Below are 24267 nucleotides of genomic sequence, written 5' to 3'. Positions count from 1 at the left end.
TCCGGCTTTCGAGTGCTGAAAGCCGGATCAATTGTCATACCACTCTATTCAGCAGCTTCCAGTGCCCGCTTGATGCGGCGCGCCAAGGCCCTGCGGGCCTTTTCATCGGCAAGCTTGTCGAAGGCTTCCTTAAGATCAATCTGAAGCTCGGCAAACTCGTTATGGGCGTCCCAGCCACAGACGTCACACTGTTGGACACGATGCTTGATGTTCGGCGCATATTCGGCCACGCCTTCGACCTTCAGGTTCACTTCATCATCAATGGCAGGCACGGTGATCATCTTCTCCGGCAGGCCTTTGGCGATCAAATCGGCTTTAAGAGCCTCTGAGGCCTGTTGTTCGCCATGACACAGGAACAGACCGTGGCGGATGGGTTGGCGCTCCAAAATCCACTCGATCAGTTCATCGCCATCGGCGTGGCCGGAATAGGTTTCCAGCTGACGGACCTTTCCTCGGATGCGGATTTCCTCACCCTGAATGCGAACCTTTGTGGCCCCGTTGCTCAGCAAGCGTCCGAGGGAGCCTTCGGCCTGAAAGCCAACCAGCAGCAACGTGGTGTTGGTGCGCCACATATGGTTCTTGATATGGTGGCGGATGCGCCCGGCATCGCACATACCGCTGCCAGCCATGATGATCGCACCGGACTTGATGCGATTGAGCCCTTTGCTCTCTTCCACGCTCTGGGTGAAATGAATGCGCGATGTATCGAGTTTATCGACGAAATTCTCGATATCTTCCAGATCACCGGCATGCTTGACGAACACCTCCGTTGCCTTGATCGCCAGTGGGCTATCAAGGAACACCGGCACATCATGCAATTGCCCGGTATGCTGCAGAATGAGAATATCGGCGAGCAGCTCTTGTGTGCGCTCAACGGCGAAGGACGGGATCAGCAACAGTCCATTATCCTTAAGGCCGAGTTGGATCTCTTCCAGCAAAGTCTGGCGCTTTTCGTCCGGCGTGACATCCGGGCGATTGCGCCCGCCATAGGTGCTCTCGGAAATCACATAGTCATAATCGCTCGACGCGGCCGGATCGGGATAGAACAGCTTGTGATCAGGCCCCAGATCGCCAGAGAAGAGCAAACGCAGGTTTTTCTCATCAGGATCATCAGACGGAATTTCCAATGCGATGGATGAAGACCCCAGAATATGGCCCGCATTCCAGAATTTGGCCCGGATGCCTTCGATCGTCATCCATTCCTCAAAGGGCACGGGCTCGAAATAGTCCTGACAGGCCTGCGCATCCTCCTGCGTATAGATGGGCTCGATCTGCGGCTTGCCACGCCGCGCATTGCGGCGATTAAGGTTCATCACATCCATTTCCTGGATATGGCCACTGTCAGGCAGCATGGCGGCCAACAGGTCTTTGGTCGGCTCGGTCATGTAGGTGGGGCCATTGAACCCTTGCTTATAGAGCTTGGGCAGCAAGCCGGAATGATCGATATGGGCGTGGGTTAGCAACACAAAGTCGATTTCTGCCGGATCGAAGGGGAAGCCGTCATAATTGAGAGACCGGACGGTTTTTGTGCCCTGAAACATGCCGCAATCGACCAGAAACTTGTGTCCCGCCGTCTGCACAAGATAGCATGAGCCGGTGACAATGCCCGCAGCACCACAGAATTTGAGCCTTACATCCATTTTCGCACTTCCTCCCGGTCGTTTGATGAGCGACCTTTTGATCTTGGACTTAAAAAGGTTTGCTTTGTCGTTTGTTCTTTCCCCTCGCCTGTCATCCTTTCACGCTGGTGACGGAACGCAACATCTCATTGAAATAATTATATCATATTCCCTTAAAAACGCGTCAACTTGTTCTATCTATAAAGTAGAAGACGCCGCCCGTTTTCATCCATTTGGCAACGACCAGAGAAGTGACTGTTACCTATGCAATCAAATTCACCTCAACATGACCAAACCAATACCAATGACCTGCTCGCCTATGAAGACGTCAACTTCCTTCGCCGCGAAGAATTGCGCGGGGCACGTCTCGAACTCGAATTCACCAAGGCCGACCTTGGCATGCGGGATCATGGCATCTTGTCAACTGTGGTAGTGTTTGGCAGCGCCCGATTCAAAGAGGATCATCCCTACTATCAGCAGGCGCAGGAACTGGGCCGCATCGTTTCCGAGCGCGGTGGCGCGCTTAATCCGACCAATGGCACGCATCATAACGTGATCTGCACCGGCGGCGGCCCCGGCATCATGGAAGCAGCCAACCGCGGCGCTCATGAAGCTGGCGCCAAGAATATTGGCCTTAACATCGTGTTGCCTCACGAGCAGCATATCAACCCCTATGTCACGCCGGGTCTTAGCTTCCAGTTCCAGTATTTTGCCCTGCGAAAGATGCATTTTGCCATGCGGGCCAATGCTCTGGTGGCCTTCCCCGGCGGCTTTGGCACGCTCGACGAGCTATTTGATATCCTGACTCTCAAGCAGACAGGCAAGGCCTCTGGCATGCCCATTATTCTGCTGGGCAAGGGGTTCTGGGAAAACCTCATCAATTTCGACATCCTGATTGAACATGGTACGATCTCTCCCAAGGATGTCGCGCATTTCATCATAGTCGACACCCCGGAAGAGGCATGGCAGGTGATGGTGGATCACGGACTTCAAACCTCTTTGCCAACCAAAGCCGTTTGACACCAACTCTCAGCAGCAAGAATATATAGGCCACCCCGGATTGTTCCGCCCGGGATGGCCTTTTCTTTTGTCGGTTCGGGGAACACAGCAAAGCTAGGAGGCGGTCGCCTCATAACTTGGTAGTGAGATCGGCCCCTCTTCTGTCACGTTGATCGCAGAGGGATAGAGCACCGCTTTTGCCGCTTGCGTGGTTGGATCGGCAATATAGCCATGAGGCAGGATGAGTGAGAGTGCCAGATCGCCTTCTCCATTCCGCGTGATATCAGAAGCGAGCCATTCGCACCCCACTGTATCAAGTGGGAGATTTCCGCCCGCAGGAATGATCGACAGGTCCAGAGCCTGCCCATTGAGGGTCAGCTCTTCCCCCGCGCATTGCAAGACCAGCGTATCATCGCGTCTTTGTGGTACAAGGTTGATTTTCATGGTGGCTCCTTACCTCCAGCGCCCGATTGCAAAAACCGTGATGTCAGTTTCGGCGCGACTGCCATTGAGGTCCCAGCAATTCACCGCAATGGTTGAGGCAGACCCGGATCCGTTAGGCTGGGCATGATAGGGTGTAAGACCGCGCGCCGTCATCATGACATTTTCCGCAGCGCCTGAAAATTCAGCCGGATAGGTCCAGATGATAAAGGTGCTATCGCTTGACGTGACCAGCGACGTGCAAATCTGCAGGCCATCAGCAAAGCGCACATAGGTTCCGTTCGCGTTGCTACCGCTTTCAAGGACCGCCCCCAGCCCTCCATTGGAGACGTTGCCGACCCAATTGGCAGCAGCCAGCAGCCCGTTGCTTGCATCAACCTGCAATGCCGTTGTCCAGTTGCTGCCATCGGCACTGACCTTGACGGACCAGTCATCATCGCCCGCACAGCCCATTTCTGCGCGTCCGGACCAGTTGGTCTGGAACAGCAAACTGTTTGTATCGCTGGCAGCCGCCTTGTTGACCTTGATCTGATGACCATTTCCAGCATGGTTGAACAGGCTGGCGCCTGCTGAAAGCGCAAGCCTGTTTGTCGCATCTGCGGTGGCGTTGACCCCTATTTTGTCGAAAGATCCGTTCGTCAAGGCACTGCCTAAGCCAGCAGAGATGAAATCGGACCAAGACGCTCCGTCAAAGCAGAGCAGTCTGTTCTCATCCTCGAGCCATGCCAGCCAGCCAGCCAGCGGTTGCAGTTCGGCCCACGCCCCATCCAGATAGGCTGCGATGCTGCCCTCCCATCCGGTCCATGCATCACTGGCACCATCCGCTACGATATAGCGTACACCATTGGTGGGCGCATCTGGCGGTGCCGAGAGATCCCGATCAGCGACAGAGAGCTGCACGAGCGCATCCAGCATCCGCAGAGCTTCGTTGTGGGTGATGTGCTTCTGGTTCTGATTGCCCACGATATAGGGCAAGGCTAGGTTTGTTGTCTGCTCCATAACTCTACCTTTGGTTGTTATGGATAAACAGTACCAACCCTTATCACAGCGATGATAGGTTCAATAGGTCAGGCGGAAAGTGAGCCTTTCCGCCCCCTGAACTGACCTTCGGAAAAGCCCGGATTATTGCTGTTTGTCAGTCTGAGACCAAATATAGCTGAAAGGCAGAAACTACAAACGCATCATAAAAGCCGTTCGACTTATCCGCCTTTTGCCACCTGCAAACTCAAACCCAGCCCTGAAGTTCGTTGATCGTCAGACTTGCCAACATGTCCATGCCTTCTTCGCTGTCATTCAGGCACGGCAGATGGGCAAATTGCTCGCCACCATGCTCCATGAAGATCTCGCGATTTTCGCCATCGATCTCTTCGAGTGTTTCAAGACAATCGGCAGAAAAGCCAGGATTGAAGATGGCAATGCGCTTGACACCGGACTGGGCGAGGCTTTCGACGGTCTTGTCCGTGTAAGGCTGCAACCACTCCTCCGGTCCGAAGCGGGACTGGAACGTGGTGCGCATATAGTCCTTGGACCATCCCAAAGCTTCGCGCACAAGGCGGGAAGTCTTCATGCAATGACAATGGTATGGATCGCCATTGTCAAAATAACGCTGTGGAATGCCATGATAGGAAGCCAGAATAACCTCCGGCTCGAAATCGAGCTTTGACAGGCTGTTCTTGAGCGAGGTCGCCAACGCTTCGATATAGGCGGGGTTGTCGTGATAGGGCGGCAAAGTGCGCAGGGCCGGTTGCCAGCGCATTTCCTTGAGCACATCAAACACCACGTCATTGACCGTGGCTGTCGTTGCTGCGGCATATTGCGGATAAAGCGGCAGAACAAGCAGGCGCTCGCACCCCTTCTCGGCCAGCGCCGTGATCTTTGATTTGATCGAAGGGTTGCCATAACGCATAGCGTAATCCACTTCCACGGGACGGGCCAAAGTCAAGGCTGCAAAACGCTCGGCCAACTTTTCACTCTGGCTACGCGTGATGGTCAGCAATGGTCCCTCATTCTTCTCATTGTTCCAGATGGAAGCATAAGCCTTGCCCGACTTTTGCGGTCGTGTCTGCAGAATGATGCCATTCAAAATAGGCCACCATTTCCATCTTGGTTCCTCAATCACGCGCTGATCGGAGAGAAATTCCTTGAGATATCGACGCATTGATTTGTAATCAGTGCCATCGGGTGTGCCGAGATTTACAAGCAGGACGCCGACTTTGCCGAACGCAACAGAGGGGTGATTATCGGGCCAATTCTTATTCATGGTGTGGTCCTCATCTCGGTCAAGATTTTCAAAGGTCGCACGTCGGTGTAAAAAGTCACAATGCACCGTGTGGTTCGTGCGCCGGGTATCCATTTTTAGCAATGCCTCCGGCCAGATGCACCACTGATGCGTAAAAATACATGAAATTATCGCAATACTGAATTTGATCTGGCAGGACTGTGTCGAAAGGTCTCAAAATATACGCTCCCCTTCCTCCATGATCTCAGGAGTGTGGGGGACACAGAGAGCACAGGGAAGCGGAGCTATAAGTCTGGGTTCACTTTTCTTATGCTATCCTTACGCAACCGCGTTGAAACCGGATCACTCAAAAAGTGAAAAATCTCATTTTCCTCGCCATATACTTGCAAACCAGAGGCCCCTTAGCGGTCAACAAGGTTCCTGATATGCGCGACTGGGGCTTGTAGAATGAATGACGGAACGGGATTGCCCGCTCCCATATCATAGCGCTCTTCACCCACCTGACGAAAACCAAGCTTGTCGTAGAAGTCTCTCGCCTTTTTGCTCGCCTGCAACACGCTCACTTCGACAATCGTATCAACGTGAAGCCCCATCATGGCGCGATCAAGCAGGCCGCAGCCCAAGCCGCGCCTTTGCATGTCTTCAGCCACATAGAGCCCCCAGACATAGAGAAAATGATGCCGATGGGCACAGATGATGGAGCCAACGAGCCGGGCTCCGGTATAGGCAAGATAGGCCTTTTCATCCCGTCCGGGTACAAGCGAGTGAACACCATCTCCCAGCATGCTGCGGATCAGCCCGTCTGTCGCGCTACGTCCCACTTCACTGATGTAGGTATCAAGCCAGCATTGCTTGAGAAAGGTACGGAATGCATCACCTTTCTCCTTTGCAAACGGCTTGATCTCCACATCCATGGGCGCCCTAGTCCTCGTCATCCTGTGCGGATTGACCACGAAAGCCCTTGGCGAACACATACATTTCAGGGCTTTCCTTGCGGCTTGCCGGTGGCTTGATATGAGCGATGGACTGATAGTCCTTCTTCAGCTCTGCAAGCATTTCATGCTCGGTGCCGCCCTTAAACACCTTGGAAAGGAACACGCCTCCTGGCCGAAGGTTTTCCTTGGCAAATAGGGCTGCAACTTCAAACAGATGCACGGTGCGTAGATGGTCCGTCTGCTGGTGGCCGGTCGTTGGTGCAGCCATATCAGAAAGGACAATATCAGGCTTGTGCCCACCCAGCGCATCCATCAGCATCTGCGGAGCGTCATCATCCAGAAAGTCCTTGAGCAACACTGTCACACCCGGCAAGGGATCCATACCCAGATAGTCGATACCAACCACCAGCGGGTTGTCGCTGTTGGACTGCACCCGACGCGCAGCAATGTCGCACCAGCCACCCGGTGCACAGCCAAGGTCCACCACCCGCATGCCCGGTTTCAGAAACTGGAAGCGGTCATCCATTTCGATCAATTTGAAAGTTGAGCGCGACCGGAAACCTTCCAGCTTGGCGCGCTGCACATAGGGGTCGTTCAACTGACGCTGCAACCAGCGCGTTGACGAACTCTTGCGACCACGAGCAGATTTAACCCTTACCTTCTCAACGCGGTGGCCGCGGCTGTCACGCCCTTCTCCACCGCCGGATTTTTTAGCCATCGTCAAGGCTCCGATTGTTGCGTTCTTCGAAAAGGCGGCAGATCTGGATGGGTCCAGAGGCCGCTTCAATTCGTTTCGTCCTGTTATGTCTTGCACCCATATAGGCGCTTATGGTCGTCAGAAAAAGGCATTCACGTAGCTTTGGCGCGCCCATGACCGCCGCGATGGCCACGGCCGCCCCGGCGGCGTGAACGTTTTTTCTTGCCCGATGTCTTCTTGCTAGCCTGATTGGACTGCGGATTCCAGACGCCATCATCAATCATCATTTCCATCAGAATACCTTCGCGCAAGCCCCTGTCTGCAACACGCAGTTGCGAGCAGGGCCATTCCCTATGAAAGGCTTCAAGAATGGCGCAGCCTGCCAACACCAGATCGGCCCGATCGGCACCAATGCACGGGTTATTCATCCGCTCCTGAAAATTCATATCAAGTACGCGCCCAATCATATCCCGCAATTCGGTTGCTGTCAGCCAAGTGCCGTCAACCTGCCTGCGATCATAGCGCTCGAGCCCCAGATGCACGCCGGCAAGCGTAGTTACCGTGCCCGAAGTGCCGAGCATATGGATATGCTTGGTCTCGATGGCCTTCGCAAGAGCATCACGCTCTTCGAAATCACCCAGCATGCCGCGCACTTCTTCCACCATGGTTTCAAAATGGGCGCGGGTAACGACCTTGCCGCCATGTTTCTCCGACAGGGTGACAACGCCAACCTGAAGCGAAGCCCAGCAGCGTATGCGCTCAGACAGATGCCGCATGGCGCGGCGCGTCTGTCGATTGCGCTTTTCGCCAGGATGCACGGTGCCCTCTTCTGAAAGCGGATCTAGATCCAACCAGACGATTTCAGACGATCCTCCTCCGATATCAAACAGCACAACGCCATCGGCTTCGGGATGGACCAGTGATGCGCAGCCGGAAACAGCCAGACGCGCCTCTGTTTCCCGATCCACAATCTCCAACCGCAACCCCGTTTCACGGTGGACACGATTAAGGAAGGCTCCTCCGTTCGTCGCCCGCCGACAAGCTTCTGTCGCTATCAGACGGAAGCGCTTGACAGATCGGTAGTTGAGTTTGGATTGACACACCTTCAAGGCTGCGATGGCCCTGTCCTGCGCATCTTCGCTCAGACGGCCGGATTGGGACAGACCTTCCCCGAGGCGCACGATGCGCGAGAAGGCGTCCACAACGCGAAAGCTTTGGCCATAAGGTTCGGCTACGAGCAAACGGCAGTTGTTGGTTCCAAGATCCAAAGCGGCATAAGGCTCACCACCAGAGGCAAGGTGCGCGCGAACATGCGTCGACGGCTGCGGTCTTGTTTGGGATTTCGGCGCTGGGCGAGGCACAGCACTTGCAGCTTTTGACCCACTGCCGTCTTTCTTTGCCCCATCGGCCTTGTTGACGCCAGAAGGCTGGCCTGTCGCCTTGTTGCCATGAACAGGAACCGCACTGGAATGTGCCTCGCTGCGCTGCGCCGCCATATTGGGAGCCCTTACGGCATCATGCCCACGGCCTCCACGCTTTCTGCGCCGAGAGGATTTACGTCCCTGATTGGGTTGACCGGACGATTGGACCTGACCGCTTTCGCCCTGATCCCCATCGGATTGCGAACGACCGGTCTGCTTACCTGAAGCATTCCCTTTATCAGATGAAACTCCAGGCGCAGTTTCCCCTTGCATGGAACGGGTTTCATCCGTTCCATGAGAGTGTTTTGCCACTGGCTGCGTATTCTGGCGCTCCTGCGCCCCCACTGCTCCCGAAGCATTGTCTCTTTTCTTGCGGGAGCGTGAGCGACGCCTTTTTCGCTTTTGCTGCTGACCATTGGAGCCCTCTGCCTGTCTATGAGCAGAGTGCTCCTGTTGCTCAGTATTATGCGATGAACGGGCTTTGCCTGATGTCTCAGGCCCGTCACCAGCTATACCGACAGGTACCGTGTTTTTTTCCCCGGCTGATGCGGATCTGTTGCGTTCAGATCCACTCTTCCCTCTATGCACACGTCTAAGGCCAGCAGATGCACGACCCCCGTTTGGGGGCTCGCCACCATCTTGTGCCAATATCTGTCTCCTGCTGCGCTGCAATCATGAGGACAAGTCACGGCGCGCAGCTTGTGATTCAATTATGTTGTCCCCTCTAGTCTAGCAGTCTGAAGCCAAAGGGCAAGCCACGAATTGCATTTCACAAATCGCTCTTATTGCGCATTCCCTGCGCTTTTTACGGGTGGTGATGATTTTGCCGTTGGCCCTATTTGCTGGAGGCAAGATAGAAGCTCCTGTGGGAAAAAAGCAAAAACAGTCCACTGTCACATCTTTTTCAAAAACCCCTCTTGACGCCCGCCCACGAGGGGGATAGAAACCCCGCACAACGTTTGAAAACAACGTTCTACCGCTTCTTTAAAGCTTTGGCGCAAGCCATTGATTGTACTGGGGATTAGTTTAATGGTAGAACAGCGGACTCTGACTCCGTCGGTCCTGGTTCGAGTCCAGGATCCCCAGCCAAAATTTCTCTGATAATTCAATAGAGTAAGTTACCGGAAAAAGCGGAACGGGAAGAACAGACCGCGCATATCTTCCGCACAAAAGTCGGCACACCTTTTTTGCACCTACCTCCCTCACTTATCCGCTTTTCCGTCTAGCTTTTCCTCGATGCGGCTCAGGCTTTCGAAAATGCGTTTCATGGCCTCGGAATAGCCCTTGATGCGTTCTTCCAGAACCATGACGCGGGCGCGTAGCATGAAGTGAGAGCCCGCAACGGCCACAACGATTCCCCCGATATAGACCAAATCTTTAATCTCGGTCGTCATCACCTGCCCCTTTGCTGCAATTGCTTTTGATAAGGTCATTATTCGCCCGCAGGCTTTTAAGGAATGCCGCCGCGCCCTTGGGTGCATCGGCTTTGAGTTTGCCTTCAGGCGTTAGCCAGGCGCGCAATTGCTCCTTGATTTCTGGCGAGACAGGCACGGCCTTTGCTTCGCACAGGCTGTCTATCGTGATGGTCTGCGAAGCACAGCCCGCCAGCAACAGGCTAAAGCCCGTCAATAAGAACGTTAAGGTCAGTTTCCGCATTCACCTTGTCCCTTATGGCTTGCGCCTGTTTGCTGATAATGAGTTGCTTTTCAAGATTGGCCTTTTGCTCTTTGAGCTGGCCAATCTCTTCGTTGGATTGGCTGGCGGTATAGTCGGCATAGAGTGAGCGCAAAAGCTCACCCAGAAAGCCAAGCAACGCGCCTATGATCCATTCCCACATGCCGCCAGCCCTCCCTGATTATGCGCTTGGCTGCGCGACAATGTCCGCATCGAGCAAGAAACGCTCACCGAGTTTCGCCGTGATCAGATCGGCCAGCTTGTCCGGTGTCAGCTTGAAGTATTTCACCGCGTCAGGGCTCAGCTTGACCACATAGTTTGCGACTTGCGCGATCACCTCATTGTCAATTTCAAGGGTGGTTTTGCCATCCAGCCTTTTAAGAGCGGCATCAAGGGCGCTGCTTATACCGCGCTCAATGGCCCCGTGCAGGCTTTCGCGCTGTTTGGCGTCCACCTGTAGGCCAAACCAGCGTTTTGCCGCCCACGCAGCCCCGCCGACGATCACAGAGGCCAACAGGCTGACAACAGTCTGCATGACATCATTTGCAAGGGAGGTGAGAGGGGAAAAGTCGATAGTTGCCGCGCTGGCCGGTGCCGCGCACATGCAAGCCAAGGCAAGGCCAATGGCAAGGGCTGGAAAAAATGAAAGTCGGGAAGTCATGAAACTTGCTCCTTTTGTGAGTTGTAAAAACCTTCCCACAAAGAGTCTCACGGCTTCCCGCCCCGTTGATATCTTCTTACGCTTCGTTGGTTGAAAGCGTTCCATCCGAGTTGACAAGCGGCAAGCTATCAAAGCCGCCCCCACTATATGGGATATCATCTTCAGGCCAATGATAGGACAAGACGCGGTCTGTCGAGAATGGCCGGATTGTCACCGCGTCCCCCTGGTTGCCGCCGATCACCATCAGATTGCCATGCTGATCACGTCCGACCACAAAGCCAACATGCCCCTTTGAGCCTGTCTTGCTTCCCCGCCAGAACACCACCACAGCGCCCACACAAGGCCCACTCAGCCGCAAGCCCCAATTCTGCCAGAGGTAAGAGCGAGCGCCCGCCGATCTGGTCGAGCGGATCCCGCATTCTTCCAGCACCCCGCCAACAAAGCCCGCACACCATGGCGTCTCATCATCGGTGAACGGCATACGGATTTTAAGCCACCATTCCAGAATTTTCGGGTTATGCCGGTTGCCCTTATATTCGCGCAAGCCCAGATAGGATCGCGCCACCTGAAGCCACTTTGGTTCATCCAGCGCCGCAATGGCCTTTTCTCGTTTGGTCCGGCCTGCAGTCACCATGTCGACGCGCCCGTCAAACAGAGCGGCTTTTGTGAGCGGCCCCACATAAGCGCGCGCCCGATAGCCAATTGACTTCTTAAAAGCGATGATTGCCCGGTTGGTCAGCCGCCCGCACAATCCGTCGATTGCACCGCTATAAAAGCCCTTTGCCTTGAGTGCCTTCTGGATGGCCTTGATTTCCTTTTTAGACATAAAAATACCCTCGGTTGAATTTGATCAATCCGAGGGTAAAGGCCGGTTTGGCTTGGTTGATTTCTCAGGCTCGCTTAAGCAGGCCACTCGATGGCATCAACCACACTTTGCACCGCTTCAGCGCTCGCCGCGCTTTTGATATCGCTTTTTGATTTAAGCCGGATCGCTTCAAGGCTTGCCGCCGTTTGTCGCCATTGGTTGGCCATCGTGAGCCAAACCGTGGCCAGCTCATCCGCCGTGCTGGCGGTTATGCCCACCTCAGCAAACATAAGCGGAAAATCGGCAAGGTCTGGCGACTCCGAGGCCTGCCAGTCTTTCGCCTCTTGCTCTTTGGCCAGATAGATCATCTCTTGACCAATCAAGTCAGTCATCAGCACGCCCCGCGCGGCGCTGATTTGGTCGGTCACCGTGGCAAGGGCTTTGGCCTTTGCCGCTTCAAGCGCCGTGCTGGCCTTGGTTTCAGCCGTGACAAGCTGGCTTAGATCAACCGTTATTGTCATCTGTTGCCCCCGTTGCTTCATAGCTTGGTAATGTGATTGCGCCCTCTTCGGTCACCTCCAAAGGATCGGGATAGAGCACCGCTTTTGCTTCGTCTGTTGTCGGGTCGGGAATGAAGCCAAGCGGCAAAATGAGAGAGAGGGAAAGCACCCCGTCCGCGTCGCGCTCGATATCCGAGGTCAGCCATTTACAATCCACCGCATCGATCGGCAAGGTTGCCCCGGCTGGAATGCTCGACAAGTCCAGAGCATCCTCGTTGATGGTCAACACATCATCGGCAAAAGACAATTCAAGCGCATCATCGCGCCTTTGTGGGATGAGATTGATTTGCATGATAGCCTCTATTTCCAACGCCCAATTGCAAAAACGGTAATGTCAGTTTCAACGCGCGTGCCACTCAGATCCCAACAATTCACGGCAATGGTTGCCGTTGAGCCCGAGCCGTTGGGCTGCGCGTGATAAGGCGTCAAGCCCCGCGCTGTCATCATCACATTTTCAGCCGCACCATAGAATTCAGCCGGATAGGTCCAAATGACATAAGTGCTGTCACTGGACGTCACCAAAGACGTGCAGATTTGCAATCCATCAGCAAAACGAACATAGGTTCCGTTTGCGTTACTTCCGCTTTCAATGACAGCCCCTAGCCCACCGTCGACAACATCACCAACCCAATTAAGGCCTTTCAAAAGGCCGGTTGCGCTATCGATAGAAAGAGCCGTAAGCCAGCTTGTCCCGTCCGCGCTCACTTTGATGGACCAATCATCATTGCCCGCGCAGCCCATTTCAGCGCGGCCAGACCAATTGGTTTGGAACAACAGGCTGTTTGTGTCAGCCCCCGCCGCTTTATTGACCTTGATTTGATGGCCGTTTCCAGCGTGATTGAAAAGACTAGCCGCCGAGGAAAGCGCTAGGCGGTTGGTTGCGTCTGCCGAGGCGTTCACCCCGATCTTGTCAAAAGAGCCGTTCCCCAAAGCCGTACCAAGGCCAGCAGAAAGGAAATCAACCCAGTCAGCCCCATCATAGCAAAGGAGTTTGCTTTCATCGGATACCCAGGCCAGCCACCCCGGCAAAGGCACAAATTCAACCCACGCCCCATCTTGATAAGCGGCAACGCTGCCATCCCATCCGGCCCATGCATCAGTTGCCCCATCAGCCACGATATAACGCGCGCCATCGCTTGGCGTATCGGGTGGCGCTGTCAAATCGCGATCCAATACGGATAGCTGCACAAGCGCATCCAACATCCGCAAGGCTTCATTATGGGTCACGTGTTTCTGATTCTGATTGGCTGCAATATAGGGCAAAGCCAAGAGCGCTGTAGCCGACATGAAAAGACCCTCAGTTGGTTTCGATCAACACGAGGGTAAGGGATGGATTGTGGTGGTTGAAAAGTGAGAGTTAAGAGAGATCACGATCTGACTGCATGCGAGCTTTCGATATGAGTAGAAATTCGAGCCTTCAGAAGGTTGTTTTGCAAAAGGGGCGGAAAGCGATTATCTTACGCTGGTGCGAGATCTCTAATGCCGCAGGCGGAAGCGGCCAATCGGACTCTGTTGCAAATTTACTTGGCCTCAAATGGTAAATTTGTTTCCTAATTGTGCTACCGCTAATGTCAAAACCAACATCATTTCATAGCCGACGTTTGTGCTTTGTCTTGTTTTTCGGGACCATTTCGCCCAACGTGTTTTAATGAAATTCCTTGCGACTTTTTTACAACAGAGCTCAATAGTGTTTGCTCAAATATGTGCAACAACATAAGATTTGCGTGATATCATGAATACCTTCAAGGGAAACAATTAGGAAGGGTGGTTTTGATAAGCCTAATGTTCTTTGACAGGTGTAGAATATTTAACGAAGTTTGATTTTGAAAAATGACCAAAACGCGAAATAATTTAAGCCTTAAAAAGTTACTGATTCGTCTTAATGTTGACCTTGATGAACTATTAAATTGGATTGATCAATATTATTCTGTAGATTCTTCTTTTTTTCTTTCCGAAGAAGATAAAATCATACCAGAACAAATCCATGATATCCTTCTTCTCGAAGATCGGCGGTATTTTCTGCATCTAGGATTTGAACTACGCTCTCTACCTCGAGGCCTAAAACGATACATTACTTATGGAAAATTCGGCGGAACCAGCACCATAGAGCAACTATTGGTTAGAACCTGCACAGGACGAAGGGAAAGAACTGTATCTCGAAAAATTCGCGAAATAATTTTTGCGGCTATTATAAATTTACATCGTTCAAAAGAGGAAATACTACTTGCTTACATAAATTCTGCATATTTTGGGCCAAACATGCACGGTATCATTAAAGCTTCAAAATTTCTATTTGATACGGCCCCCTCCAACCTCACGCCTGAACAAAGTGCTTTTATTGCGAGTCTTTTGCCCTACCCGTTGCCTCCCAATATATATTACTCGGTAAGTGATCGCGATGTATTTTCAAGTCCAGAAGAAATTCTTCAATTATTCCAATCTTCCAATCCTTGGTGGACAAGCCGGGTTCACAAAAGAATGGACTATCTTGCATCTCTTCGTCTTACAAAGAAAGAAGTCTTTTAATTAAAAACAAAGAACTTATATACTTGTTATTTGGATCCTTCCAATCATTTATTTTTTTTAAGACACCAATATTTTCAGAAGAAATATCTGAAGTTAACAGCGCGCAGTACTCATACACTCTTACTGAAATAATATTTAATTGCTCGTTTAATTCTGAAAATTTTAGTTTTTTTGGTCTACCGTACTTTAATATATGCTCAATTTCGTATGAATTTTCAACAATTTTGTCGTTTAGCTCTCTTTCAAAGTCTATCACATAACTGTAACTTGAAAAATATCGCAGTCTAAATCTAACTTCGTTATATCTTTCGCTATATTCTCTCAGAGATTTTTTGTATTCTTCTAGCATAACCTCCCTGTTTTCCAAAAATATATTTCTCAGCATTAGCCTCTGAGTAACAATTCTTTTGTCAAAGATATTTGCAATATCTCTAACTAAAGAAGTTGCTTCAATAGTTTCTCTAATTCTTATTTCTTCTCTATTTTTGTTTAACCAATGAATGTGATTAAACCATGCAGTCAGGAAAACCCCAATAACAGCAATAGTAATAGTGCTTATTATACTCGCCATTGATTTTCTCTTTATCTTTTGAGCTGCTCCAGCCTAACACATCCACCATACTCCGTCACATATCTTTTCAATATGTCCTGCTTTAATCGAATGTTAGGAATGGGGACGCAGGATTCTTGAAAGTCATCTCTGGCGAATCCCGGCTTTGGGCAGCGAATTCCAATCTCTATGCTGAAAGAGCTGCTTTAACAAATGCTGCGACGCACTAATTCGCTTCGTGTCCAAATTGGGTATTAAAAAGCTGATTATTTCGAGTTTTAGAGGCGGCATATCCGCAACTCTTTTGGTTGTTATTTTTTGAAGTATGTGCGACGTAATGCAATTGCAAGTTCTAATAATTTGATATTGTATTGGATACTATGACAGACCCAATTTGCTTTATATCATACGCAAGTGAAGACTTGCTACAAGCACAAGCTTTGTATCGAAGGTTGCGCGAGGCAGGATTAAGTCCGTGGATGGACAAACCTCCTTCTCCGTACAAACTTGAAGGACTGAAGCCAGGGGAATTGTGGGAAGACCGGCTTCGCGATGTTATCCGAACATCAAAATACTTTTTACCTTTGTTCTCTGAAATCTCTGTGCAGAAAGTCGGATATGTACAATCAGAATTTCGGCAAGCGCTAGCAAGGCTGGCGCTTGTTCCTGCTGGAAAAACGTTTGTATTGCCGGTGAGAATTGAGGAATGCCAAATACCGAAAACTCGTGTTGATGGCATTTCGTTTGCTCAGTATCAGTACATAGACTGCTTTCAGGCCAACTTCTCTGAGCTAGTCACCCATATCTCGTCGCTCGAAGGGCGAGAGGTAGGAGCGATTGATCATCGTAAAGTAGACGTCTATTCGGCAGATGAGTTCCTGAGTTGCATAGGCTCAAATACAAGTATCTACGTTCGAAGGAGCTTTTCTCTTTCTGGGATTGAAGTTCCTGATAATCATCACGTGTTTGCTCGAGAGGTGTTCGACGGAGAGGAACTGGTATTTAGAGGCGTAAACAATCTAACAATTAAGGGAAGCAGTGATGCTCGTATAACCGTTGAACCCACCTATGCAACTACGATGAGTTTTGAAGATTGCCATGGTGTCACAATAGAAGGCACAGCCCTTGGTCACTGGCCGAAGGGAGGGGAGTGTAAAGGTGCTGTGTTAAACTTCAAGCATTGCTCTTCAATATGTGTCGATAATTGCAAAATCTTCGGATGTGGAACCTATGGTTTTGAAATTGAGAATAGCCAATTCGTTCGATTTCAGAACTGCGATATCTACAAGTGCTCATATGGCGTATTTAGAGCGATAGAGACATCTTCTTTGAAATTGGTAGAAGTAGAGTTTTATGACAATTTCTGCTTTGATGCGTTTATAATAAAAAAGAGTGATGTTTCTTTCGAAAGATGTGAGGTGCGAAACAATCGACCTCGTGATGATCGCTCTTCGATGTTTAGCATTTACCGATCTAATATCTCATTTTCTGAAACTAGCTTGGAAATAGGGGATTTTGGGTCAGTGGGGCTCCCTGACGATCAACAAGGGGTAGTCTTCTTACAACGGACCTCCAACGACTAAAGTAGCTTTGAGCTTTTACGGCAGCTTTCGGGAAACGCGTCGGAGCCCCCCCCCTGATCAATCGAACGGCAGGATAGGGCCGATATGCTAAAGACCAAACTCCATGGCGCTTACAAAACTATCAAACCCTTCATTTACTTCCGCTTCTTGGTAGGCTTCGTTCAGCACAAACAATGCCGCTTTCATTAGCCGGGTATCTCGGTCGTTGTCGTGTTTCTTATCCCCATGAAACAGGTTGTTGCGTGCAGTCTTGATGCTTTTAAAGAGGCTGGCCGCGTCGTTTGGTGTAATTGGTGCTCCTGACCAGGCTACACCCCCGTCAGCCGTGGTTACGAGATGATCTGGCGGCGCTTCAAAAAAGATTTGGGCTTCCGAAGCCTCTCGCATCTTTTGAAAAAACGGATCGGGAAGACGGTTTGCAAATGTTGGCCAGGCTGCGTCAGGGTAGTTTTCTCGGCGAAACCCGCCCTTCTTCAGTGCGTATTCAAACCTGCTGAAAACAGCCAAAAGATCGTAGCCAGCCTCGGACAAGCGAGGTCTATAGTACTCTTCTAGTTTCATCATTGATCTCCATACTCACACATAGCTGTGTCGAACTCTGTAACTCCGTCCTTGGGCGGTCAACGAATGTCCAATCGCGCGTTCTGCTATACAACAGGCTATAGAACGACCGAGGACTGCTTCGGACCGAATCTGTTGGCCCCGTTTGTTGATCCCAGTCGGATGCACCATTTTCAAATAACCTCTATTGGTGTATCGTCCCAGCAAGCAGGAGAGTTCCTATGTTTGTTTATGATGTTCTACTTGAAGCCGTTGGATACTCAACTGCGAGAATTCTGCTGCCCATTGTGTCATTTGGCTACATTTCTGTCGAACCAATATCGTCTGAAGAAAAGAGATATAATTGGCTTGGCTTCAAGAGCTCAAAAAACAGCCGATATTTGTGTGACGCGACTATGGCAGGATGGTTGGGACTAATCCCATGGGTTGTCCTGATTGTTGTATTATTCGCTGTTTGGTGAATATGGATTTCATTGGTTCTGGGCAGTGCAATGAATACGCAACCGATCATTCGGATCAGTGAAGAGCAGAGCGCGACGTCTCGGGGTTTCTCAGACGCGGTAACAGCGGGAATGTCGCCTGCATTCTCAGCATTTAGCAAAGCTGCTGATGCCGCCCCCTTGGATGATCAGGAACTCTTAGGGGTTCTTCATTTTCGATTGTTTTCAGCAAAACAAGCAAAGAGGCGGAGCAAGTGGTTTATTGGCCGCATATATAATCGATTTTCTGGAGAGCAATTCGATTATATTCCTCTATCCGGCCCCCATCTCAGGCAGGTCTTAAAGCTTGCAGACATCAGCCCTCCCGTTGACGTTACTTCTTCAGCCAAATGCCATCTTAGGGTCGATGTTGCTCAGGACGCATATAACGCTCTGGAGCGCATTGTCTCTGACAAGGCTGTTTCATCTTAAAGCGGTTTAATGAGAGACCAATGCTGCGTCTCGTGCGAACAGCTGCTTTTGGCAAGCTCGTCAGAGCCACCCCAGAACAGTCGAATGTCGCCTATCGGTCTCGATTACCGGTCACCTTTTATTGCGTGTGCCAGTGCTCCTTCATTTTAGCTAAAAGTTGCCAAGCCCAGACGCACAATCACCCCCACCCCACCTTCAGCGCATCCCCGCGCCCTATTGTTTGACTGATTTGATAGATTGCCACCTCATAGCCAGCCGTTGCGCTGCCTAGATCGGTCTGTCTTTGTGTGGCGCTATAGCTGGCTTCTGGCGTGCTCGTCTCGATGGTGCGCACCACATCGCCGCCGCTTATGATATCGACTTCATAGGCCTCCAGCTCTTCCCCCAGAGGCACTTGATAAAGCTCCCACCCGTCGCCATCCAGCCGCGTCCGTCTGATCCAGGTAATGGTATGATCGCCCGCCTCATCGCTTGCCCATCGGGCATGCACTGGCGCATAGGGCTTGAGCGCCCGCCCGCTAAAGGCGTGTTGCTCGGTTGTGAAGAGATCCGAGCCAACCGTTTCGCCTTCCGGTCCATAGCGCCAATAATAGCTAATGCCGATATCAGATAGGCCCATGTCTGCTTGCGCAACGCCCTGATCAAGATAGACCAGCGCCGCCCCGGCCGCGACACTTTCCAGCATAGCGTTTTCTGTGCCGAGCTGCCCGCGCAAAAGGTCCGTCAGGCGATAACGTTTTGAGCCGATCAGCTCCACAGTTTGCGCTTGGATGATTTCCCAAACGCCCGCACTTGTTTCGATGGCAAAGGCGTTGCTGCCAGAGAATAATTCCTCTTCAGAGACAGACAGCAACGAGCCACTATAAATCTCGATTTCCAGCGCATTGCCCCGGTCAAAGACATAAAGCGGCCCTTTGTCCAAGGCGTTTAGGGTTTCGCCAATGATGGCCGAATGGGTAAATTCAATATTCGTTTGCCAACTGCTTTCATTGGTCGAGCGCAACACCAGCCCCGCCCCCGGCCAACGCTTGGCAGAAAGAGCCACATAGCCCGCATTCGGGTCATTATCCGGCTGGAGCAACGGCAAATCCATAAAGCGCGCCAAAATGCGCGAAAGTCCCGCGCTGGCCCGACTGAAACGCAAGGAATAGCGCGCACCGGAAACAGACAAGCCGGCATCAATAAATCCGCTTGCCTCACATGTGCGCCCTTCCCCGTCCTTTACATCGGTCAAGCGCAATTCCCGCGCACCCTTTTGCGTGGTCACTTCCAGAACGTCGCCCGGTTCCAAGGCCAGCAGGGAAGGCATAAGCGCAAATTGTCCGGTTTCCCGCGCGGCCCAAGCATCTTGCAAAAGATACTCAGCCACGCCTTGCGCCCTGTCCTCATCCATGACAATAGCAAGCTGACTTTCAGACACATTCGTTGCGCCTGTAAAATTATTCCAAGCGGTCACTGTGCCGGAATTGTAAGCCTTGTTCGCATTGAGATAGGTAATGCGCACGCCGCGTGCGAGTTCACTTTCTTGCGCCCGTGTGAGCGTGACCAGCTCGCCACCGCTCTCGCCGTTCGTATCCTGTAAGCGCTCTTGATCAACATCCGCACAAAGGGGAATGGCCTTTCGGGAAACCGCCTTGATGATGCCGCCCGTTTCGATCAAGTCAAAGCCGAAAGCCAGTTCCAGAGGTTGCCAAGCACTGCGTAAGCTCATGGTGCTATCGATCACATAGCCATCGCAGGCCCCATAAGCCGCATCAAAATCATAGGCGGTAAAGCCGTATTCCTCGGAGATATGACGCATCAGGTCGGGCATGTAGACCATGCCCACCCGAGAAGATAGCCAATGCCCATATTGCCAGTTGTCCGCATCCGCCCAGCTTGCCCCATCCAATGGCCAGGAGGGGAATGGACGCGCGTCCCAGCTCCACACATGCACAGCGTCCATATCGATCATGGAACCGTCATAAAGGCTTGAGGCCGGATTGTTGGCATCATCGGCCCAATAGTCGAGCGTTGCCCTTAAATGGCTGTGCTGTTGCACATCATCGCGCGCGCCGCTGGAAAAATAGGGCAAGGCGCTCTCACTGGATTTGGGATCAAAAAACACATTGGGCTGATTGCTGCCCAGATCAAGCGCCGGGCATCCCAACTCGGTAAACCAGATTGGTTTACTTTCTGGCGTCCAGCCTGTTGCCGCGCTATCACGCACACCGCCCGGCCTGTTATAATGGCTATTGAGCCACCAGTTTTTTAAATCTTTCTGGCGGTAAATCCAGTCTTCCCCATGCGTCCCGTCGCTGATCGCTGTACGCTCTTGCGCCACACGCGCCGCATCGTCCGCATAGTAGAAATCATAATATTCCCCGCCCTCGATGTTGGCCTTGAGATAATCAAGGCTGTATGGCGTCACATGCCCCGCGTCCTGATCATAATCAAGATGGTCCCTGCCCCGCCGCCAATCAGACAGAGGGAAATAATTATCAATTCCAATGAAATCAATATCATCATCAGACCACAGCGGGTCCATGTTGAAAATCACATCGCCCGAGCCATCCCCCGGCCTGTGGCTGTGATATTCTGACCAGTCCGCCGCATAGCCGATTTTTACCGTTTCCCCAAGGATCGCCCGCACATCAACAGCCAAGGCTTTAAGGCCGGTTACAAAGGGATAGCTTGTGGCTTCATCGCGCACCGTGGTTAGCCCGACCATTTCCGAACCGATGCAGATTGACGCCACACCGTCCGCCGCTTTGGCCAGATTGGCCAGATGCAGAACAAAGCGCCGATAGCTCCACTCATCCGCGCCGGTATAGGCGATTGTTTCATCTGAAATGGAAAAATCAGCCACAGCCGCCGAGCCTAGAAAGGCGCTCACCTGATCGCCCGCCGTGCTGGTCTGGTCCGGGCTTCCGGTCTGCCCTGCTGCCGGGTGGCAAGTGATCCGGCCACGCCATGGGAAGGTGGCTTGCTCTTCCCCGCCCCAAGGATCGGCAAGGCCGTTGCCTTGCGGGATATCGCCCATAATGAACGGGTAAAGCATGACATCATAGCCGCGCGCTTTCAGCTCGGTAATGGCATGAATGACAGCTTTGTCTGAAGGCGTGCCCCCATAAACGGGATAATCATTGCCATCATCATCAGTCATTTGCGTGATTAAAAGCGCTGTGTCTCGCGTCAGGCCCGCAACCTGCCAGTTATAGGGCGATGTTGCCTTGGTGCTGATTTCCACTTTTGGCCGGATGCTGCAGCCACCACAGCGCAAATCATCAAAAAACCAAGCCACCACAAGGCAAACGCTTTTGATATTCGGCATCACGGTTGCAAGTTGATCAAGAGAAACGGACAAATCAGACGCGCCCTGTTTCTGATGCACATTTTCGTATTCTTGCCCGATCACCGCGCCACTTGATGACAGCTCTTGCTTGAGCATCACATCCGGCTCATAGCCAAATTCGGTTGACCCCGGAATGAGATTGACCCCACAAATGGCGCTCTCAAGCTGGCGTGTCGGTGCTGGCCGGATAATTTCAAAGGTGAATTGCGGAATGCGGCTTCCGTAGTCGGTCAGCTCCAGCCGGTCAAAGACAATATAGCAAAGCCCGCGATAGGCAGGCGCCAGCCCGTCGCCTTCCACGCTTTCAATCAGGCTGTCAGGTTCTTGGCTTTCGCTGCCATCGTAAAAGCGAAAGTCAATTTTTGACATGTCGATTTCTGTCCCATCCGCAAAGATCCGGTTGAGATAGACCCCCGGCCCTTCGCAAATGCCAACCGCAAAATTTGCGTAATATGTGTAACTGGTTGTCTTGGCTTTTGCCCCGCCGCCCTTGCCGCCCTGTTTGGTGGTGGTGGCGACCTCTTCCAAGGTGGTTGCCCAGATCACTTGTCCGCCAATGCGCGCCCGCCCGTAAGCTCTGTTGATCGCGGTGCCTTCTGTCGAGCTGGTCACCTCCAGGCTATCAAGACGCGGCCCTTGCGTGTGGGTATCCTTGCCACCGGCCAAAAGCATATTGTCGATAACGGCCCCACCAAGCGCGCCAATCGTGCCGCCGATCATTGCCCCGATTGGCCCCAACAAGGCCCCGCCAAGCACCGTGCCGACCTTTGACAAAACCAGTGTTGACATGTTCAAACCTCCAGATTGGGAAAGCGGAAAGCAGCGGCAATCATCCGCCGCCAGTGAGGGGATAAGCTCACCTCGACAACACCACATTTTTCATAGGCGTGGATAAATCGCGTTTCACCGGTCAGGATGCCGAGATGTTTGGCGCTCTTAGCCCCGCGCCAACGGATCGCAAACACATCCCCCGGCCCCATCTCATCAAGGGCGATTTCCTGCAAATAGGTTCGCCCCGCAGATAGCAAGCTTTCTGCATTGGTGGCATCGCCCCAATCTGGCGAATAGGCCGGAATATTTGCAGCCTCAAAGCCGTAAAGCCCGCGCCAAACACCCCGCACCAATCCAAGGCAATCACAGCCAACGCCCTTGACGCTGGCTTGATGGTGGTAAGGCGTGCCCAGCCAGCCCCGCGCGCATTCTATGATCTGGTCTCGTTTAATATTGGTCATAGCGATGCTCACCGGATAAATCGTCACTGTCAGGGCTTGGATAGGTGGTCACAAAGTCATTGCCCGGCATGTGCGGGCATCCGCGAAAATTCGCCCCGTTGTCAAATTTCTTGACGCAGGTCGCAAAATGCTTGTCACAGCCAGCAACAAGGGTGATCGTGTCACCCACAGCAACGCTCTTGAGGAAAGGTGACCAGACGCCAACAGAGACAATACCGCTTGTCACCACATGGCTTTGCAGCGCGTAGCTGATCCCGTCATTCTCGCCACTGGTAAAGGTCAGAGTGCCCCGGTCAAACCAATTGGCCTCATAGGCATCAGCCCCGGAAATCTGGAGCACTTGCCCGCCTGTCTGTCCGGTTACTACCACATCAACCGAATAGGCCCCGTTTGAAACATCCAGCCCGCACCGCTCATCCCCCAAGGTGGCATCACAAGCGGCCTGATAAACACGCCCTTGCTTTTGCTGTAGTACAGCTGCCAGCCCGCGCACTTCCGTACTGAAATAGGTATCCCCGCGCGTGATCTCGCCAAGATTGCCCGAGCGCATCAAAAGGCGTTGGGCAAGATCCATCCAGTTGACCCGCCAGACCTCAACCCCTGCCCCATCATAGAGCCCCGCCGCAATGTCTTCCTCAGTGATGAAATCAGCAGAAAGCGCGCCTTCAACATCCACATTATCAACCGAGAGCCCAAGGCTTGATTGCAGCTCGGTTGCTGTAAAACCGCTGTCCGCCGAATAGGTCACACCGTCAAAAACCAGATCGCAATCATGATCAGTAAAGCCATAGATTGCCCCATCGCTTCTGGTCAGTTTCCAGCACCAACAAAGCGTTGTGGCCCCGCTATCAAGATGGGCTTGCATGCCATCGGGCAAAGTCTTCATAAAATCAGCTCCAGAACGGGAATGGAAGGAACAGAGATAAGCGCGTTATTTTCCCAAGCGATGGATAGATCATCTGTGTCAAAGCGCACCGGCACATAAAATTCAAAGCCAGCCGTAACAGCCGCGTCCACCGCTGGCGGGTCCGCCAAGGTGACAAGACCGGTTGTGTGATCAACGCTGAAATCAGCCGCATCGAGCGCCACGCCATCAACAGCCACCAAAACGGAATCCTGTTTCGGTTTGCTGATTTTGCGCATGTATGGATTTGCGCTGCCGTAAGTCTTGGTAAGCTGAAAGGCAGTTGTTGCCCCGTCGCCTGTGCCTATCGCCTGATCCGTCGCGCTCGGGTTGCCCAGAATGGCGCAAGAGCGCAAATCAAACGGGTCGCAAAAGAGAAAGCCGGAAAGCCGCCCGCGCACATCCTCGAAGAAAGAAAGCACTTGTTCGGCCTCGTATATATCGCGGATGCCGGTGCCGACATCCCAAGAGCGCCGGGAATTGGCCCATTGCTGATTGCGTTCTTCCTTGCCCGATCCGCTTTGCACCACTTGCGTTTTGCGCTGTGGTCCGCCCGTTGCGCCAAGTCCGATTTTGACCGGAAAGACAATTTCCAAAAATGCCGCCATGTCTGAA

At 52.2% G+C, this 24267-nt stretch carries 25 protein-coding genes and 1 tRNA gene; 5 read left to right on the top strand and 21 right to left on the bottom strand.

Annotated features, from left to right (window positions below; genetic code table 11):
- Nucleotides 1-44 precede the first annotated feature (44 nt).
- Complete coding sequence (locus BM258_RS02390) at nt 45-1640, bottom strand: MBL fold metallo-hydrolase (protein ID WP_090068447.1); 1596 nt, start codon at nt 1638-1640, stop codon at nt 45-47.
- Between the two features lie 243 nt (nt 1641-1883).
- On the opposite strand from BM258_RS02390, the gene BM258_RS02385 reads away from it, so the two are divergent.
- Nucleotides 1884-2639, top strand: coding sequence for an LOG family protein (locus BM258_RS02385; protein ID WP_090068445.1), 756 nt, complete (start codon nt 1884-1886; stop codon nt 2637-2639).
- Between the two features lie 93 nt (nt 2640-2732).
- On the opposite strand, the gene BM258_RS02380 is transcribed toward BM258_RS02385, so the two are convergent.
- From BM258_RS02380 to BM258_RS02355, 6 genes are all read right to left on the bottom strand, one after another.
- The gene (locus BM258_RS02380) at nt 2733-3062 is read right to left on the bottom strand and encodes a hypothetical protein (protein ID WP_090068443.1); all 330 of its coding nucleotides are present in this window, start codon (nt 3060-3062) and stop codon (nt 2733-2735) included.
- A 9-nt stretch (nt 3063-3071) separates the two neighbouring features.
- Nucleotides 3072-4058, bottom strand: a complete 987-nt coding sequence (locus tag BM258_RS02375) for a DUF2793 domain-containing protein (protein ID WP_090068440.1) — start codon at nt 4056-4058, stop codon at nt 3072-3074.
- Nucleotides 4059-4284: 226 nt separating this feature from the next.
- Nucleotides 4285-5319, bottom strand: coding sequence for a ferrochelatase (gene hemH, locus BM258_RS02370; protein WP_090068438.1), 1035 nt, complete (start codon nt 5317-5319; stop codon nt 4285-4287).
- A gap of 380 nt (nt 5320-5699) precedes the next feature.
- The gene (locus tag BM258_RS02365) at nt 5700-6212 is read right to left on the bottom strand and encodes a GNAT family N-acetyltransferase (RefSeq protein ID WP_175527883.1); all 513 of its coding nucleotides are present in this window, start codon (nt 6210-6212) and stop codon (nt 5700-5702) included.
- 7 nt (nt 6213-6219) lie between these two features.
- Nucleotides 6220-6951: an RlmE family RNA methyltransferase gene (locus BM258_RS02360; protein ID WP_090068954.1), complete on the bottom strand. Its 732-nt coding sequence runs from the start codon at nt 6949-6951 to the stop codon at nt 6220-6222.
- 131 nt (nt 6952-7082) lie between these two features.
- Nucleotides 7083-8624 (bottom strand): Ppx/GppA phosphatase family protein, encoded by a 1542-nt coding sequence (locus BM258_RS02355; protein ID WP_090068434.1) that lies wholly within the window; start codon nt 8622-8624, stop codon nt 7083-7085.
- Between the two features lie 742 nt (nt 8625-9366).
- Between BM258_RS02355 and BM258_RS02350 the strand changes: the two genes are divergently transcribed.
- A tRNA-Gln gene (locus BM258_RS02350) sits at nt 9367-9440 on the top strand.
- 113 nt (nt 9441-9553) lie between these two features.
- Here BM258_RS02350 and BM258_RS02345 read toward each other — a convergent pair.
- The 8 genes from BM258_RS02345 to BM258_RS02310 form a co-directional block, all read right to left on the bottom strand.
- A complete protein-coding gene (locus tag BM258_RS02345; protein ID WP_090068432.1) occupies nt 9554-9745 on the bottom strand; it encodes a hypothetical protein in 192 nt (63 codons plus the stop codon).
- A complete protein-coding gene (locus BM258_RS02340) occupies nt 9729-10007 on the bottom strand; it encodes a hypothetical protein (protein WP_139229187.1) in 279 nt (92 codons plus the stop codon). Before BM258_RS02340 ends, BM258_RS02345 begins: the two co-directional genes overlap by 17 nt.
- Complete coding sequence (locus BM258_RS02335) at nt 9967-10188, bottom strand: hypothetical protein (RefSeq protein WP_090068428.1); 222 nt, start codon at nt 10186-10188, stop codon at nt 9967-9969. The genes BM258_RS02340 and BM258_RS02335 overlap by 41 nt, the downstream gene beginning before the upstream one ends.
- Before the next feature lie 18 nt (nt 10189-10206).
- Nucleotides 10207-10686 (bottom strand): hypothetical protein, encoded by a 480-nt coding sequence (locus tag BM258_RS02330; RefSeq protein ID WP_090068426.1) that lies wholly within the window; start codon nt 10684-10686, stop codon nt 10207-10209.
- Nucleotides 10687-10762: 76 nt separating this feature from the next.
- A complete protein-coding gene (locus BM258_RS02325) occupies nt 10763-11512 on the bottom strand; it encodes an NlpC/P60 family protein (RefSeq protein ID WP_139229186.1) in 750 nt (249 codons plus the stop codon).
- A 74-nt stretch (nt 11513-11586) separates the two neighbouring features.
- Nucleotides 11587-12012, bottom strand: coding sequence for a hypothetical protein (locus BM258_RS02320; RefSeq protein WP_090068424.1), 426 nt, complete (start codon nt 12010-12012; stop codon nt 11587-11589).
- Entirely contained in the window at nt 11996-12343 is a 348-nt protein-coding gene (locus BM258_RS02315) for a hypothetical protein (RefSeq protein WP_090068422.1), read from the bottom strand. The genes BM258_RS02320 and BM258_RS02315 overlap by 17 nt, the downstream gene beginning before the upstream one ends.
- An 8-nt stretch (nt 12344-12351) precedes the next feature.
- Entirely contained in the window at nt 12352-13338 is a 987-nt protein-coding gene (locus tag BM258_RS02310; protein ID WP_090068420.1) for a DUF2793 domain-containing protein, read from the bottom strand.
- A gap of 543 nt (nt 13339-13881) precedes the next feature.
- Here BM258_RS02310 and BM258_RS02305 point away from each other — a divergent pair.
- Nucleotides 13882-14577 carry a biosynthetic peptidoglycan transglycosylase gene (locus tag BM258_RS02305; RefSeq protein ID WP_090068418.1) on the top strand — a complete coding sequence of 232 codons (696 nt, stop codon included), beginning with the start codon at nt 13882-13884 and terminating at the stop codon, nt 14575-14577.
- Here BM258_RS02305 and BM258_RS02300 read toward each other — a convergent pair.
- On the bottom strand, nt 14555-15148 hold the full coding sequence (locus BM258_RS02300; protein ID WP_090068416.1) for a hypothetical protein: 594 nt from the start codon (nt 15146-15148) through the stop codon (nt 14555-14557). The two genes, BM258_RS02305 and BM258_RS02300, sit on opposite strands and share 23 nt — an antisense overlap.
- Before the next feature lie 359 nt (nt 15149-15507).
- Here BM258_RS02300 and BM258_RS02295 point away from each other — a divergent pair, with 359 nt between their 5' ends.
- Nucleotides 15508-16710: a TIR domain-containing protein gene (locus BM258_RS02295; RefSeq protein ID WP_090068414.1), complete on the top strand. Its 1203-nt coding sequence runs from the start codon at nt 15508-15510 to the stop codon at nt 16708-16710.
- 87 nt (nt 16711-16797) lie between these two features.
- Here BM258_RS02295 and BM258_RS02290 read toward each other — a convergent pair whose 3' ends face one another.
- Nucleotides 16798-17274, bottom strand: a complete 477-nt coding sequence (locus BM258_RS02290) for a hypothetical protein (RefSeq protein WP_139229185.1) — start codon at nt 17272-17274, stop codon at nt 16798-16800.
- A gap of 488 nt (nt 17275-17762) precedes the next feature.
- Here BM258_RS02290 and BM258_RS02285 point away from each other — a divergent pair, with 488 nt between their 5' ends.
- Nucleotides 17763-18182 (top strand): hypothetical protein, encoded by a 420-nt coding sequence (locus tag BM258_RS02285; RefSeq protein WP_090068410.1) that lies wholly within the window; start codon nt 17763-17765, stop codon nt 18180-18182.
- A 178-nt stretch (nt 18183-18360) separates the two neighbouring features.
- Here BM258_RS02285 and BM258_RS02280 read toward each other — a convergent pair whose 3' ends face one another.
- From BM258_RS02280 to BM258_RS02265, 4 genes are read right to left on the bottom strand one after another with little or no spacing between them, the layout of a single operon-like run.
- Nucleotides 18361-22305 carry a baseplate multidomain protein megatron gene (locus tag BM258_RS02280; RefSeq protein WP_175527882.1) on the bottom strand — a complete coding sequence of 1315 codons (3945 nt, stop codon included), beginning with the start codon at nt 22303-22305 and terminating at the stop codon, nt 18361-18363.
- Between the two features lie 2 nt (nt 22306-22307).
- On the bottom strand, nt 22308-22748 hold the full coding sequence (locus BM258_RS02275) for an NlpC/P60 family protein (protein ID WP_090068406.1): 441 nt from the start codon (nt 22746-22748) through the stop codon (nt 22308-22310).
- Complete coding sequence (locus BM258_RS02270) at nt 22735-23634, bottom strand: DUF2163 domain-containing protein (RefSeq protein WP_090068404.1); 900 nt, start codon at nt 23632-23634, stop codon at nt 22735-22737. The genes BM258_RS02275 and BM258_RS02270 overlap by 14 nt, the downstream gene beginning before the upstream one ends.
- On the bottom strand, nt 23631-24260 hold the full coding sequence (locus tag BM258_RS02265) for a DUF2460 domain-containing protein (RefSeq protein WP_090068401.1): 630 nt from the start codon (nt 24258-24260) through the stop codon (nt 23631-23633). Before BM258_RS02265 ends, BM258_RS02270 begins: the two co-directional genes overlap by 4 nt.
- Nucleotides 24261-24267: the final 7 nt, after the last annotated feature.

Origin of the sequence: Cohaesibacter marisflavi (genome assembly GCF_900115225.1) — a bacterium.
GTDB classification, from domain to species: Bacteria; Pseudomonadota; Alphaproteobacteria; order Rhizobiales; family Cohaesibacteraceae; genus Cohaesibacter; species Cohaesibacter marisflavi.
The sequence above is the reverse complement of the archived record's forward strand: the minus strand, read 5'-3'. Positions and strand labels throughout refer to the sequence as shown.

What these genes read in the sequence shown, in the direction of transcription:
- BM258_RS02375 (WP_090068440.1), bottom strand. Translation starts at nt 4,058, where the DNA reads ATGGAGCAGACAACAAACCTAGCCTTGCCCTATATCGTGGGCAATCAG.
- BM258_RS02385 (WP_090068445.1), top strand. Translation starts at nt 1,884, where the DNA reads ATGCAATCAAATTCACCTCAACATGACCAAACCAATACCAATGACCTG.
- BM258_RS02315 (WP_090068422.1), bottom strand. Translation starts at nt 12,343, where the DNA reads ATGCAAATCAATCTCATCCCACAAAGGCGCGATGATGCGCTTGAATTG.
- BM258_RS02340 (WP_139229187.1), bottom strand. Translation starts at nt 10,007, where the DNA reads ATGCGGAAACTGACCTTAACGTTCTTATTGACGGGCTTTAGCCTGTTG.
- BM258_RS02365 (WP_175527883.1), bottom strand. Translation starts at nt 6,212, where the DNA reads ATGGATGTGGAGATCAAGCCGTTTGCAAAGGAGAAAGGTGATGCATTC.
- BM258_RS02320 (WP_090068424.1), bottom strand. Translation starts at nt 12,012, where the DNA reads ATGACAATAACGGTTGATCTAAGCCAGCTTGTCACGGCTGAAACCAAG.
- BM258_RS02300 (WP_090068416.1), bottom strand. Translation starts at nt 15,148, where the DNA reads ATGGCGAGTATAATAAGCACTATTACTATTGCTGTTATTGGGGTTTTC.
- BM258_RS02265 (WP_090068401.1), bottom strand. Translation starts at nt 24,260, where the DNA reads ATGGCGGCATTTTTGGAAATTGTCTTTCCGGTCAAAATCGGACTTGGC.
- BM258_RS02390 (WP_090068447.1), bottom strand. Translation starts at nt 1,640, where the DNA reads ATGGATGTAAGGCTCAAATTCTGTGGTGCTGCGGGCATTGTCACCGGC.
- BM258_RS02280 (WP_175527882.1), bottom strand. Translation starts at nt 22,305, where the DNA reads ATGTCAACACTGGTTTTGTCAAAGGTCGGCACGGTGCTTGGCGGGGCC.
- BM258_RS02295 (WP_090068414.1), top strand. Translation starts at nt 15,508, where the DNA reads ATGACAGACCCAATTTGCTTTATATCATACGCAAGTGAAGACTTGCTA.
- BM258_RS02310 (WP_090068420.1), bottom strand. Translation starts at nt 13,338, where the DNA reads ATGTCGGCTACAGCGCTCTTGGCTTTGCCCTATATTGCAGCCAATCAG.
- BM258_RS02305 (WP_090068418.1), top strand. Translation starts at nt 13,882, where the DNA reads ATGACCAAAACGCGAAATAATTTAAGCCTTAAAAAGTTACTGATTCGT.
- BM258_RS02325 (WP_139229186.1), bottom strand. Translation starts at nt 11,512, where the DNA reads ATGTCTAAAAAGGAAATCAAGGCCATCCAGAAGGCACTCAAGGCAAAG.
- BM258_RS02335 (WP_090068428.1), bottom strand. Translation starts at nt 10,188, where the DNA reads ATGTGGGAATGGATCATAGGCGCGTTGCTTGGCTTTCTGGGTGAGCTT.
- BM258_RS02355 (WP_090068434.1), bottom strand. Translation starts at nt 8,624, where the DNA reads ATGCAAGGGGAAACTGCGCCTGGAGTTTCATCTGATAAAGGGAATGCT.
- BM258_RS02275 (WP_090068406.1), bottom strand. Translation starts at nt 22,748, where the DNA reads ATGACCAATATTAAACGAGACCAGATCATAGAATGCGCGCGGGGCTGG.
- BM258_RS02330 (WP_090068426.1), bottom strand. Translation starts at nt 10,686, where the DNA reads ATGACTTCCCGACTTTCATTTTTTCCAGCCCTTGCCATTGGCCTTGCC.
- BM258_RS02360 (WP_090068954.1), bottom strand. Translation starts at nt 6,951, where the DNA reads ATGGCTAAAAAATCCGGCGGTGGAGAAGGGCGTGACAGCCGCGGCCAC.
- BM258_RS02270 (WP_090068404.1), bottom strand. Translation starts at nt 23,634, where the DNA reads ATGAAGACTTTGCCCGATGGCATGCAAGCCCATCTTGATAGCGGGGCC.
- BM258_RS02380 (WP_090068443.1), bottom strand. Translation starts at nt 3,062, where the DNA reads ATGAAAATCAACCTTGTACCACAAAGACGCGATGATACGCTGGTCTTG.
- hemH (WP_090068438.1), bottom strand. Translation starts at nt 5,319, where the DNA reads ATGAATAAGAATTGGCCCGATAATCACCCCTCTGTTGCGTTCGGCAAA.
- BM258_RS02345 (WP_090068432.1), bottom strand. Translation starts at nt 9,745, where the DNA reads ATGACGACCGAGATTAAAGATTTGGTCTATATCGGGGGAATCGTTGTG.
- BM258_RS02285 (WP_090068410.1), top strand. Translation starts at nt 17,763, where the DNA reads ATGAATACGCAACCGATCATTCGGATCAGTGAAGAGCAGAGCGCGACG.
- BM258_RS02290 (WP_139229185.1), bottom strand. Translation starts at nt 17,274, where the DNA reads ATGATGAAACTAGAAGAGTACTATAGACCTCGCTTGTCCGAGGCTGGC.